Raw genomic sequence first — 13,472 nt, forward strand, 5'->3', positions numbered from 1 at the left:
GCCAGCTTCTGCTTAACTTCTTCAACGCTCTGGTGGGCTACAACTCGACTGACTCTTGCCATAACAGTGCTCGTTTCTCGGTTAACTGCACCCTACCCTAATTGTTCTTTAGAACGCAAGTTCGTATGAATCACAAATCTGAGAGAGTATATATCCAGAAAGGATCAAGTTCTGAAGTTGGGCGGGTATTGTTATCCATAACCGACTTGTGCTGGTTTGATTATGTTCAACAGCTGAACGTAATTTGGATAAGAACTACTACAAGTCTTTTACAGGAATTTCGCAAGATTTTTTGTCATGAATAGGCTGTGGAAGTAGCCCGAACGTGTGGACGGGCAAGGTTTCTATCCCACAACTCATATTTCGTTTGCTTCATCAACCTTAAAGTGAGGCAGAAAACTATGATGACTGAAGATTGCATAATAGAAGTCAGGCAGCAATCTGCGAGGCAATATTATGTCTGAGGCAGCAAAATTTCAGCAAACCGTTAGTGATGTGACTACACTTTTACAGAAATATGCGGCAGGGAAACGAGATTTTAATAATGCTAATTTGAGTGATGCTCAGTTATTTCAACAGAACCTTAAGGGTGTTGACCTTAGCTATGCTGATTTGAGTCAAGCAAACTTAAGCAATGCAAATCTTAGAGGTGCTGACTTAAGCTATACCGATTTGAGCCAAGCTGATTTGAGTCAAGCTGATTTAAGAGGTAGTTTACTGCTTGCAGCAAATCTACGTCAAGCTAAACTCCAACATGCCAAACTAGAAGGGGCAGATTACGATCGCAATACGCATTTTCCGGAAAATTTTGACCCAGTGCAAGCGGGAATGAATCAGAGATAAGGGTTCAGGGGTTAGATACTGCAAAATGCTTGTATGACATTAGCAGCCGTTGCAGTCCAGCCAACGATTCCACCTTGGGCACGAATCATTTCTAAGGTAGATTGTTTGAATTGAGGAAAGTAGCTAGCGGTAGCATCTTCAACAAGTAGGCATTCAAAACCGCGATCGTTGGCTTCGCGCATTGTTGTTTGAACGCAGACTTCGGTGGTGACTCCAGTGATGATTAAATGTGTAATTTCTTGTTTGTGTAAGTGCAATTGCAAGTGAGTGTTGTAAAAAGCGCCTTTACCTGGTTTGGAAATTACAGTCTCACCAGCAATCGGTTGCAGCTGAGGAGTAATTGCATTTCCTGGTTCACCCAAAACTAAAATACGTCCCATTGATCCTGTGTCACCAATTTTTAACTGACTCTTTCCGCGACGCAACTTTGACGGCGGACAATCTGATAAATCAGGTTGATGACCTTCGATTGTGTGAAATACAGGTAATTGAAGTTTACGGAAGATTTCGAGTAAGTTTTTGATGGTGGGGATAATTGCGCTTAAATGACTTACCTCATTGTGCAATGCTTCCCCAAATCCACCAGGTTCTAAGAAGTCGCGCTGCATATCAATAATTAACAGTGCCACTTTTTGTGAATCCGATGGAAGTTCATAATCGTAAGGTTGTGCAGCAATTAAGACCATAGCACTACTGGTTTTTCCCAAATTGCTAGTACAATGCAGCCAGTTTCACTAGTAACGGTGTGACTTGTACCAGGAGGATTAATAACTAAAGTTCCCGTTTGATGATTGCCATTGCGATCGCTTTGCGAACCAGACAACACGAAAATGTGTTCAAAACCAACGTGTTCGTGTTTAGGTATAGTTGCACCAGGTTGATACCGTAATAGCGCTGCTGTTGCCCCCTGTTCGCCGTCTTGGTAAAAGCGATAAATATCTACCCCAGGACGAAAAGATTCCCACCGTAAATCGTTATGCCAAGCAGCAATATTGAGTAAGTTTTTGAGTAGTAAGACTTGTTGCATATTTGTAGGGGTGAGGGGTGAGGGGTGAGTGGCTAGTAACTAGTTACTAGTTACTTAATGTCCTGCCATGCGCTGACCTATCGTGGTAATATCAGCATCTGCGATCGCACTTTCGTAGACAAATTTGCCTTCACTAATAACAACAATGCGATCGCCTAGTGTCAGAAGTTCGTCTAAATCTTCACTAACGAGGAGTACTGCAACGCCACGATTACGGGCAGCGACAATTTGAGTGTGAATATATTCGACAGCACCAAAATCTAAACCAAAACAAGGATTTGCGGCAATGAGTAAGTTGATGCGATCGCTGGATAATTCACGGGCTAATACAGTACGCTGGACGTTGCCGCCAGAAAGATTACCAACAGGTGCATCGACTGAGGGGGTTTTTATTGAAAAGGTATCTACCAAACTTTTAGCGGCTTCCCGCATCGCTTTGAGAACGAGTAACCAACCACCTGTAGCTTGCGGCGGAAGATCAAATGTGCGTAGTGCTAGGTTTTCAGCAACACTCATATGAGGGACACACGCATTGCGTAACGGTTCTTCTGGAAGCGCGAATACACGATAACGAAACATCTCACTTCGAGTAGCAGTATAAGTTTCGCCGTTGACTAATATTTGCCCTGCTGTCGCCGGACGTTGACCCGCTAAGACTTCGACTAATTCGCGTTGACCATTCCCAGAAACTCCTGCAATTCCGACAATTTCGCCACTGTGGACAGTTAAATTGACATCACTCACCGCAGTTAAACCATTATCTTTGTTGGCGTGGATGTTTTTGATTTCTAAAACCGGAGTTGTTGCAACAGATAGTGTCTTATCAAGCTGCTGCGTTTCGCGGCGTTCCCCTAGCATCATTGTTGCTAAGTCAGACAGTGATAAATCTTTGACTAAGCCATGACCAGCGAATTGTCCTTTGCGCAGTACCGTCACTTCATCGACAAACGCCATAACTTCGCGGAATTTGTGGCTGATCATCAATACACTCAAATTTCCCGCTTGCACTTCATTGCGGAGTAAACCCAAAACTTCATCAGCTTCTTGGGGAGTCAATACTGAGGTTGGTTCATCTAAAATCAGGATGCGACTTTGTAAATAGAGTTGTTTGAGAATTTCCAGCTTTTGTTTTTGTCCCGCAGCTAACTGCATCACGGGAGTATCAAGATCAACTTGAAACGGTGCGCTTTGCATAAACGCCTTGAGATGTTCATACTCAGCTTTCCAGTTAATCAAGTTGCGATCGTCGTACCGCGACAATACCAAATTTTCTGCAACTGTCATTGCAGGGACTGAAGTAAAGTGCTGATACACCATCCCAATACCATATTTGTGCGCATCACGAGGACTAGAAATCGGACGCGATCGCTTGTCAACTAATACATCACCTTTGTCAGGAGTATAAAACCCCATAACGCATTTAACTAGCGTACTTTTCCCCGCACCATTTTCTCCTAAGAGTGCGTGAAATGTTCCTGGCTTAACGTGCAGTGAGACGTTATCTAGCGCTGTCATTGCACCAAATCTTTTTGTCATGTTTACCACTTCTAAATCGGGTGGTAAGTTCGCTTGATTGATAGGTTGTTGATTTTGAATTACAGAGTCTGTTAATCCTGACATCGGTTTTCCTCAGCGAGTGCGAATAAATTCGCTGCTACATCAACAAAGTCCACCTCCGTGGACTTACGGTCAAAAGATTTGTAGTGTACAGTACACTTTGCTTGAGTAGCCCCGACTTCAGTCGAAGGGCATCTGAACCCTGATTGCTTCAATAAATGCTTGCGAGTCTGCAACTGCACCAAAGACACCACCTTGCATTTTGACCATCTTTAAAGCAGCTAAGTAGTTACCATAGTCTGTTGCACCTGTGCAGTCGGATAGTAGCAAACATTCATAACCGCGATCGTTTGCATCGCGCATTGTGGTGTGAACGCAGACATCAGTTGTGATTCCAGTAAGAATGATATTTTGAATGCCTTTGCGTTTTAAAATCAAATCTAAATCAGTTGCGTAGAATGACCCTTTTCCTGGTTTATCGATAATGACTTCTCCCAGAAGTGGTGCAAGTTCAGGAATAATTTCCCATCCTGGTTCGCCACGAATGAGAATTTTGCCACAAGGTCCAGGATCGCCAATCCCAGCCCCAATTTGCTGCGATCGCCAGCGTTTATTTTCTGGTAAGTCTGATAAATCCGGTCGATGTCCCTCACGCGTATGAATGACATGAAAACCTTTTGCCCGTGCGATTTCTAGAACTTTCCGAATCGGTTCAATCGGTGCGCGAGTCAACGATAAATCGTATCCCATGCGATCGACATAACCACCAATTCCGCAAAAATCAATCTGCATATCAATAATGAGCAGTGCGGTATTTTCAGAGCGTAATTCTCCATTAAAAGGATACGGGTACGGATCAGCTTCAACAAAGTGTCCCATAGTAAATTTGGATTACGTAGTAGGAGGGTAATGAGACAGAGGGGCAGAAGTGCAGGAGAAAATGGATTATGTTGTCATTTCTTTTTTGAGAAGTTCTCCTTGATAAGTTCGTGTTGGAGGTGGAAAACCGCAAGAAGTTCCATCTTTATGAACAACCTCGTCTTCCCAGGGGAGACAATAGCAGCCGTTAACTAAATCTTGCATATAGGTGTAAGGACAATCCTGCGCGCCACCTTTAACTGCAACGTAACCGCGATGTGCAAATTGATAAATATTATTTTCCACACCCCAATGAACGCGGGCTTCGCGGACTAGATCGGGGCGTACCTCGGCGGTGATAATTTCATCAGGGCGATCGCTTCCCATGACCAAGGGCGTACCATCAAAATTGGCGATTGTGCCTTCGCCCATCGAGTCAAATGTTCCATCGCTACCGCACATACAAACCGAAGCAGTGTACATGAGATTGCAAAATGCATTGGCTTGGTTGGTAATTTGCCAGCTATGACGAATTGGTGCAGTGTAACCCGCAGTCCGAAGCATAATTTCTGCACCTTTGTAGGCACATTCGCGTGCCATTTCAGGAAACATGCCGTCGTGACAGATGATGAGTGCGATCGTGCTACCATTAGGACCTGCGCATACGGGAATTCCTAAATTACCTGGTTCCCACGGTTCGACAGGTATCCAGGGATGTAATTTGCGGTAATAAAGCTTGAGTTCTCCTGTATCATCAATAATAATGCCACTATTGTAGGGATTGCCGTGGGAATTGTATTCCATAATTGAGAAACAGCCCCAAATGCGGTTGTCTTGGCAAGCTTTTTGAAACGCGGCAACTTCAGATCCATCTAGACGGCACATAATTTCTGGATTCGTATCCATCGATAAGCCGTGGAGTGAATATTCTGGAAACACAACCAAATCCATCGTTGGTTGATTGCGGCGGGCTTTAGCGACCATCTGACAAATGCGATCGCATTGCGTTGTCAAATCATCTGGAGTAACGACGTTGGGTAATTGTAACTGAACAAGACCGATAACAACTCCGTTGGGTGATTTGTTGAGTCCACCAAGACCACTCATAAAACTCCTTTAGTTGCAATATAGTTGCGCCAACCACCCCATTGGGTAATGTCACGCTGGTTTTCACATAGGATTGGTTCGGATAAAACTCCAAGAACTTCGGTTCCGTCTTCGAGGGCGACTTTACCGATGCAGAGTCCAGGAGGTTCTTGCAGTAGAACTTGTACAAGTCCACTTGCGGGGATTTGCCAAATTTCGAGGGCGATCGCATTTCCACCACTGGCAACGCGTAGCATGGCAGGATATTTATCGTTGATTGACCAAAGACGATACACTGGTGCAGTTTTGGTTTCGCGGTCAAAGATAGCGTTGACGGCGAGGAGATTAGAGTTGAGTTCTAAGCCACGCATTAATGTGCCGTTGACGGCGAGGAGTAGGTGATGCATTTTTAAAGACGCAGAGGTGCAGAGGAGGAAAGTTATGAGTTATGAGTCGTGAAGTGTTGAGTTATAAGTTTAAGAAAGTTGTGAGTTTAAGAGAGTTATGAGTCGTGAAGTGTTGAGTTTAAGAGAGTTCTTCTAATTCAAAACTCAAAATAATTGCCTCCGGCACCTTTGTTCGCTTTCCAAAACTTAAAACTATTTATTGTCCTAATGCCCCTGGTGCGCCATTGAGGGTGCGTTTGGGGGAACAGGTGAGAATCATAATTAGGAGGGTGAGAATGTATGGGGAGGCGTTGAAGAGGTAATAGTAGGAATCGATACCGACGGATTGTAGTGCAGGACCGATCGCTTGTGCGCCACCGAAGAGGAGAGAGGCGTATAAACATTGCATCGGTCGCCAACGGGCAAAGATGACAAGGGCGACTGCCATTAGTCCTTGACCTCCAGAAATACGTTCGTTCCAACTTCCAGGGTAGTAGAGGGATAAATATGCACCGCCAATTCCTGCAAGGAAGCTACCGGCAACGATACATAGCATTCTGACTTTAAAAATAGAGATACCCATTGCTTTAGCGGCATCAGGACTGTCACCAACCGCACGGATGTAGAGTCCCCAGCGTGTTGAACGAAAGAACCATTGCATTAAAGGTGCGATCGCAACTCCTAAGAGAAACAGTGGGCTAATCTGCAATGCGGATTGGACTTGTGGTAAATTGCTCCATGCTCCAAATTGTAATGCGGGGAGTGGTGGTGCAGAAGGTTGAATGAAGGGTTTACCTAAGAAAAAGGCAATTCCGCTACCAAAGATAATCATCGCGATTCCTACTGCAACATCATTGACTCTGGGTTGTTGCGATAGCCAACCGTGAATGACACCTAACATCATTCCAGCGACACCTGCCGTAATGACGCCTAACCACGGTGAACCTGTCAGGTATGCGATCGCATAAGCACTCATTGCCCCTATAAGGAGGGTTCCTTCAAGCCCTAAATTGATTTTGCCGCTTTTTTCGGTGAGGCACTCGCCTAGACTGACAAAGAGAAATGGGGCGCTACCGCGCAGTGTTCCGGCGGCGATCGCGAGTGGTACTCCCCACCAACCTAATGCTTGATCCATTTTTTTCTCCTACAATGCTATATAGTGACCGCTGATCTCTGACCTCTGACTCCTGACCCCTCCTTAAAAAACCTGCCGTAGAGCGATTCACTAAACAGAACAACTAAGAATACTAAACCTTGAAAAACAAGAACTGTGGCATCAGGGAGATCGTGCGATCGCTGTAAGCTTCCGCCACTGGCAAGAATTCCGCCGAGTAAGATGGCAACTAAGGTCGCGGCTAAAGGATTATGTCGGGCAATAAATGCGACTAAAATGCCGCTATATCCGTAATTTGCGTTCAACGATTCATTGGCACGTCCGTGCACTGCTGCAACTTCGACCATACCGGCTAATCCTGCACAAGAACCTGCTAAAAAGCAAATCATCATTGTTAGTTTCCCGACAGGCAGCCCAGCAATACGCGCAGCGCGGATATTCCCACCCGCAACTCGCGCTGCAAAACCAAAAGTTGTGCGTTGAATCAGGAAATAGGCAATGACACAGGCAACTAGTCCGTAGATTAAACCATAGTGAACGCGAGTTCCAGGGATATCCCCCAACATATTGATCTGTGCGATCGGGTAGCTAGAGGGTTTGTTGAGTGAACTAGGATCGCGCATGGGTCCGCCCACAAGGTGATTGAGCAAAGCGATCGCAATATAATTCAATAGCAAGCTGCTAATTGTTTCATTCACACCGCGATAATGCCGTAACGCACCAACAGCCCCAATCCATAATCCACCACAGAGAATTGCAGCGATCGCCATAGCAACTTGTACAATCGTCGGTGGCGCGGTTGACAGGGTTAATCCTGCGGCGACAGCCCCCAAACCACCAACAACAATCGCACCTTCATTACCAATAATGATTAATCCTAAACGCGCAGGAAGTGCTGTACATAGCGAACTTAGCATCAAAGGTGCAGCCCGCAATAAAGTATTCTGAAACGCCCGCCAACTGCCAAATGCTGAACGATAAATTGAGGCATAAACACCAAAAGGATCAGCCCCAGCAAACGCACAAAAAATGCCAAATAATAGTAACGAAAACAGCAACGCTGCTAAAGGTATGCAAATTGCTTCGATGTTACGCGAGTTGTAACGGTTAATCATAATTTTGGTAACTAGTCATTGGTGATTGGTAATTGAAAATGAGCGGGAAAAAAATACTACAATCGATACTGGTTCGTGGTTCTATACCATTACCTAACTACTCACATTCCCGACAACACCAGTTACTAACCAATTCATCTTTTCTAATTCTTGATCTTGCTGTTGAAAATTTTTACCAGCAGGGATAACAACTTTTCCAGTGTTATCTTTCATTTCTCCTCGATAAACAATCATGTCACCATCCATAAATTCGGCTTTAGCAGCATCTGCACTTTGCTTAGCATCTGCACTCACAGCGTTGCCGTAGGGCGACAATTTCAAAAAACCATCTTGTAAACCACCGCGCACTAGATGCGGAATTCCTCCATTCTGCAGCGTTTTACCGGCACGGATCATTTCTACATAATTTGTATAAACTTGCGTCCAATCCCACTCTGCACCCGTAAGATATCCTTGGGGGGCTAACTCTGCTTGATTGGCGTGGTAGCCACTACAGAAAATACCGCGCTTCTGGGCAGTTTCCATCACAACTTTAGGGCTGTCTACATGGCACGTTACGACGTCAATGCCTTGATCAGCCATACTATTAGTAGCTTCGGCTTCTCTGACAGGTAATGCCCAGTCTCCTGTAAAAATAACTTGCGTTGTCATTTCTGGATCGACACTACGCGCCCCTAAAGTAAAGCTATTAATGTTACGCAAAACTTGGGGTATGGGTTTTGCAGCAACAAAGCCTAATCTTCCTGTTTGCGAAGTGTGTCCGGCAACAACACCAGCTATATACTGCGCTTCATCAATGTAACCAAAGTAGCTGCCTACATTATCAGGATGTACGCCTTCTTGGTAAAGTCCGCCGCAGTGAAAAAACTGGACTTCGGGATACTCTTGAGCAATTTTAAGAATGTGTGGATCGTAATAGCCAAAAGAGGTAGGAAACAAGACAGTAACGCCGTCTTCCTCAATCATATTCCGCATTGATTCTTCGACTGCGGTTGTTTCAGGAACGTTCGCTTCATCAACAACTCTGACGCCTGGTAATTGAGCAATTCCTGCTGCACCTTCTGCATGAGCTTGATTATAGCCATAGTCATCTTTAGGACCAACGTAAATAAAGCCAATTACAAGAGGATTATCTCCACTACCAGCTGTAGTCGCTTGTGTTTCTGGGGTTGGCGTACATCCAGTTCCTAATTTGGCAGTTACTCCAAATGCAGTTGTTGCCAATAGACCACGAACAACTTGACGACGAGATAAATAGATTCTTTGACTCACTCTGACTCTCCTTCATTAAAGGATCGCGGACGAAGCTTGCAAGCAGAAAATTACTTTCTTCTTTGTTAGGAGAGCTTATCAGTATTTATCAGTGAAGGAAACGCAAAAAAGTTCGCTGAAGGTGCGTTGAAAGTGCGAGGAATGTCGTCCAAGTAACAAAGATTAAGTTAAGAAAATTCTAAAATTTGGATGAATAAAGCCGCTGTAAGCATTACCAGAGATAGATGCTAGCAACTTATAAGTGTGAGCAAGGCGTAAATTACACGACGATCTATCTAGGTGCTTTAGCACAGATAAAAATACTATACCTGCATATCGATGAAATTAAAACTGCATTAAAAATTACCTTTGTCAGTTCTTAACATCAATTAAAAAATGTTTGCGTTCTCCACTCTCTCCTGCCCCTCTGCTTCCCTGCATGTAGCAACTCCAAATCAAAACGATACCAGGTATGAACAGTGAAGAAGCACTAGCAATTGTAGAAAAAGCCTTAGTTGAAGAACCTTTAAGTAAGCTGCAAGCCTCTGTATTTCGCTATGCATGGGAAGAACAGCCTTATCAAGAAATTGCGAAAGAACTCGGTTACGAGGTAGGGTATCTCAAGCAAACAGGTTCTCAATTATGGCAAGTTCTCAGTCGGGCTTTTGGTGAAAAAGTTTCTAAAAGCAATGTGCAGTTAGTTCTCAAGCGCAAAGCCAGGGAGTTTATTCAGGATATTCATTTTTCGCCTAATGAAGGTGTAAGTAGTTCAATCCAAAACATAAAGTGTGATTGGGGTAATGCCCCTGATGTATCAGTTTTTTATGGTAGAAGCGCAGAATTAGCAACACTCGAACAATGGATTACAGGCGATCGCTGTCGTTGGATTGGGTTATTTGGGATGGGTGGAATCGGCAAAACCTGTCTTGCCGTAAAATTAGCTCATGAAATTCAAAGTCATTTTGAGTACGTCATCTGGCGCAGCTTGCGGAATGCACCACCGATCTTAGACTTATTGGCAGATTTAATTCAATTTCTATCGCAGCAACACGAAGCTGATTTACCTAATACTCTTGATGGTTGCATTTTACGTCTACTGCACTACTTACGCGCTCATCGCTGCTTACTGATTCTTGATAATGGCGAGACAATCATGCGATCGCCTTCTATTGATGAGGGATATAGTCAGTTATTCAAATGTATTACCCAAACTCTGCATCAAAGTACATTAGTCCTCACAAGTCGTGAAAAGCCAAGCCAAATAGTAGTAGAAGAAGGAGAAAATTTACCTGTGCGATCGCTGCGACTTTCGGGCTTAAATGAAAGTGCTATTCAAAAAATCTTTCACACTAAAGGATATTTCACCGCATCACATCCAGAATGGAAACTATTAGTTGAGCATTATGCAGGTAATCCTTTAGCTTTAAAAATTGTTGCTGCGGGCATTCAGAATTTTTTTGATAGTAGTATCAGTAACTTTTTAGAGTTTCTACCTCAAGATACGATTGTTTTTGGTGACATCCGAGATTTATTAGCAAGTCAAATCAATCACTTACCAGAATTAGAACAAGATATTCTGTATTGGTTAGCAATTAATCGGGAACCTGTAACTTTATCTGAACTAAAAACAGATTTTATTCCACAGATAGCTTTGGGTGAATTACTAGATGCGATCGCTACTTTAGAAAGAAAATGCCTGATTGATAAAGTTGCACCTATGTTCATTGAAAACGGTCGGTTTACGCTACAACCTGTAGTTATGGAATATGTGACCGATTGCTTAATTTATCAAATATATGAAGAAATTACAGATAAAAGTCTACATTTTTTTAATTCGCACGCGCTGATTAAAGCAACTGCTAAAGATTATATACGCGAAGCACAAAAGCGCTTGATACTTCAACCGATTACAGATAAATTAATTAGTAATAGTAAAGTCAAGCTAGAGACAAAATTTCAACAAATTCTCTGCGAGTTGCGCGAGAAACCTCAACAAGTAACTGGGTATGCAGGTGGAAATATACTTAATATACTTTGCTATCTACAAACCAATCTAAGTGGTTGGGATTTTTCACAAATTAGTATTTGGCAAGCTTACCTATGTCGCAGTAATTTACAACAAGTTAATTTCGCATCAGTACATTTTGCTAAATCTGTTTTTACTGATACCTTTAGTCAAGTCTTATCGGTTGCTTTTAGTTCTGATGGTAAGTTACTTGCGACAGGCGATGTCAACCATGAAATTCACGTCTGGCAAGTTACTGACGGAAAACAAATACTCACTTTTAAAATCGATGCAGGTTGGTTGTGGTGTGTTGCTTTTAGTCCAAATGGTCGCTGGTTAGCAAGTAGTGCTAATTGCACTGTGAATTTGTGGGATGTAGAGACAGGAGAATGTATTAAATCATTTCCAGGATACACTGACCGCGTATTTTCTGTTGCTTTTAGTTCTGATGGACGTTTCTTAGCAAGTGGTAGCGAAGATCGTTTAGTGCGAGTTTGGGATGTCAAAACGGGTGAATTGTTGCATACTTTTGCCGGACATACTGATGAAGTGCGTTCAGTTGCTTTTGCACCACAACATTATGCGCATAGTCGTCATGGAACGCTGTTAGCAAGTGGTAGTTTTGATGGTACTGTGCGTGTTTGGCATCTTGATACAGGCGAGTGTTTGCAAATTGTAAAACATCCACAAAAGGTGTGGTGTGTCGCGTTTAGTCCTAACGGTCGCATTTTGGCGAGTGGCAGTAGCGATCGCACAATTAAACTTTGGGATATTAGTACCAGAACAAACATTAAAACTTTGACAGGTCACTTGCAACAAATTCGTACTGTTGTATTTAGCAGTGATGGACAAACTCTTGCCAGTGGAAGTGACGATCAATCAGTACGCTTATGGAACTATCACACCGGTGAAGTCTTACGAGTTCTTAAAGGACATACAAGTTGGATATCAGCTGTCGTATTTAGTCCCAATACCTACCTATTAGCCAGCAGCAGTGAAGATCGATCAGTGCGTTTGTGGGATAGCCGAACTAATTTTTGCCTAAAGACTTTACAAGGACATAGCAATGGCGTCTGGTGCGTCGCTTTCAGTCCCGATGGTAATCAGCTGGCAAGTGGAACTCAGGATCGCTTAATTCGCTTCTGGGATACAGCCACAGGCAAAGAGTTAGGTAGCTTACAAGGACATACTAGCTGGATTTGGTCAGTAGCTTTCCATCCTAATGAAAATATCTTGGCAAGCGGTAGTGAAGACCGCACAATTAGATTATGGAATACTCATACAAAAGAGCATTTAAAAACGCTAACAGGACACGCTGATGCGGTGTTTGCAGTCATATTTAGCCCTGATGGTACACTGTTTAGTGCCAGTCTAGACAGTACAATCAAAGCTTGGAACATATCACAAGGAACATACTTGCATTTGCAAGGACACCAAGGTGGAGTTTGGTCAATTGCCTTAAGCTTAGATGGAACGCTACTTGCAAGTGGCAGTCAAGACCAAACAATCAAAATTTGGGATGTTAAAACAGGCTGCTGCATTAGAACTTTATTTGGACATACGAGTTGGATTCGTTCGTGTGCCGTCAGTCCAGATCAGCAATATCTTATCAGTGGTAGCGCAGATGGAACAATCAAAGTTTGGCAAATTGAGACAGGAGAATGCATCCAAACTCTACAAGCACATAATGGTCCAGTACTATCAATTGTCTTTGCTCCAAACGGAAAGCACTTTGCAACTTGCGGAACTGATACAACTATAAAACTTTGGCAATTAAAATATCCTGCTTGTACAATCCCAATTTCTTACTCACAGACTCTACAAGGACACAGTAAATGGGTAAGATTCTTATCTTATAATTCAAATGGAATTCTTGCTAGTTGTAGTCAAGACGAAACAATTAAACTTTGGCATCTTCATAGCGATCGCAATGTCAGCTACAAAACACTACAAGTTCCTAGACCCTATGAGGGTATGAATATTACTGATGCTAAAGGACTAACTAAAGCAACTATTACTACACTTAAAATTCTAGGTGCTGTTGATACAAATGCTACAACACAATCGATAGATTAATAAAATTGAGATGATGTTCTACCTGTCCAATCTCTTCCACAAGGAAGTTGAATTAATATCTCATTGCTAGCAACCTACGTGCATCTGCTATTACCTGCTTTTTACGAGGTCATGAAAAAATGGTCTACGGATGACCTAACAAGTGTCAATACTC

At 43.1% G+C, this 13,472-nt stretch carries 11 protein-coding genes; 2 read left to right on the top strand and 9 right to left on the bottom strand.

What is annotated here, in order from left to right:
- The first annotated feature begins 456 nt into the window (after window positions 1-456).
- On the top strand, window positions 457-843 hold the full coding sequence (locus IQ230_RS15360; RefSeq protein ID WP_193932827.1) for a pentapeptide repeat-containing protein: 387 nt from the start codon (window positions 457-459) through the stop codon (window positions 841-843).
- Between the two features lie 11 nt (window positions 844-854).
- Here IQ230_RS15360 and IQ230_RS15365 read toward each other — a convergent pair whose 3' ends face one another.
- The 9 genes from IQ230_RS15365 to IQ230_RS15405 form a co-directional block, all read right to left on the bottom strand.
- Window positions 855-1,529 carry a cysteine hydrolase family protein gene (locus IQ230_RS15365; protein WP_193932828.1) on the bottom strand — a complete coding sequence of 225 codons (675 nt, stop codon included), beginning with the start codon at window positions 1,527-1,529 and terminating at the stop codon, window positions 855-857.
- Window positions 1,520-1,870: a cupin domain-containing protein gene (locus tag IQ230_RS15370; protein WP_193932829.1), complete on the bottom strand. Its 351-nt coding sequence runs from the start codon at window positions 1,868-1,870 to the stop codon at window positions 1,520-1,522. The genes IQ230_RS15365 and IQ230_RS15370 overlap by 10 nt, the downstream gene beginning before the upstream one ends.
- Before the next feature lie 54 nt (window positions 1,871-1,924).
- Window positions 1,925-3,490, bottom strand: a complete 1,566-nt coding sequence (locus IQ230_RS15375) for an ABC transporter ATP-binding protein (protein ID WP_193932830.1) — start codon at window positions 3,488-3,490, stop codon at window positions 1,925-1,927.
- Window positions 3,491-3,607: 117 nt separating this feature from the next.
- A complete protein-coding gene (biuH, locus tag IQ230_RS15380; protein ID WP_193932831.1) occupies window positions 3,608-4,306 on the bottom strand; it encodes a biuret amidohydrolase in 699 nt (232 codons plus the stop codon).
- Between the two features lie 66 nt (window positions 4,307-4,372).
- Window positions 4,373-5,392 carry a formamidase gene (locus tag IQ230_RS15385; protein ID WP_193932832.1) on the bottom strand — a complete coding sequence of 340 codons (1,020 nt, stop codon included), beginning with the start codon at window positions 5,390-5,392 and terminating at the stop codon, window positions 4,373-4,375.
- Entirely contained in the window at window positions 5,389-5,778 is a 390-nt protein-coding gene (locus tag IQ230_RS15390; RefSeq protein ID WP_193932833.1) for an allophanate hydrolase-related protein, read from the bottom strand. The genes IQ230_RS15385 and IQ230_RS15390 overlap by 4 nt, the downstream gene beginning before the upstream one ends.
- A 196-nt stretch (window positions 5,779-5,974) precedes the next feature.
- The gene (locus IQ230_RS15395; RefSeq protein ID WP_193932834.1) at window positions 5,975-6,892 is read right to left on the bottom strand and encodes an ABC transporter permease; all 918 of its coding nucleotides are present in this window, start codon (window positions 6,890-6,892) and stop codon (window positions 5,975-5,977) included.
- 17 nt (window positions 6,893-6,909) lie between these two features.
- Window positions 6,910-7,986, bottom strand: coding sequence for an ABC transporter permease (locus IQ230_RS15400; RefSeq protein ID WP_193932835.1), 1,077 nt, complete (start codon window positions 7,984-7,986; stop codon window positions 6,910-6,912).
- Window positions 7,987-8,079: 93 nt separating this feature from the next.
- Window positions 8,080-9,258 carry a BMP family ABC transporter substrate-binding protein gene (locus IQ230_RS15405; RefSeq protein WP_193932836.1) on the bottom strand — a complete coding sequence of 393 codons (1,179 nt, stop codon included), beginning with the start codon at window positions 9,256-9,258 and terminating at the stop codon, window positions 8,080-8,082.
- Window positions 9,259-9,709: 451 nt separating this feature from the next.
- On the opposite strand from IQ230_RS15405, the gene IQ230_RS15410 reads away from it, so the two are divergent.
- Window positions 9,710-13,318 carry a WD40 domain-containing protein gene (locus tag IQ230_RS15410; RefSeq protein WP_193932837.1) on the top strand — a complete coding sequence of 1,203 codons (3,609 nt, stop codon included), beginning with the start codon at window positions 9,710-9,712 and terminating at the stop codon, window positions 13,316-13,318.
- Window positions 13,319-13,472: the final 154 nt, after the last annotated feature.

The organism is Gloeocapsopsis crepidinum LEGE 06123, from assembly GCF_015207655.1.
GTDB classification, from domain to species: Bacteria; Cyanobacteriota; Cyanobacteriia; order Cyanobacteriales; family Chroococcidiopsidaceae; genus Gloeocapsopsis; species Gloeocapsopsis crepidinum.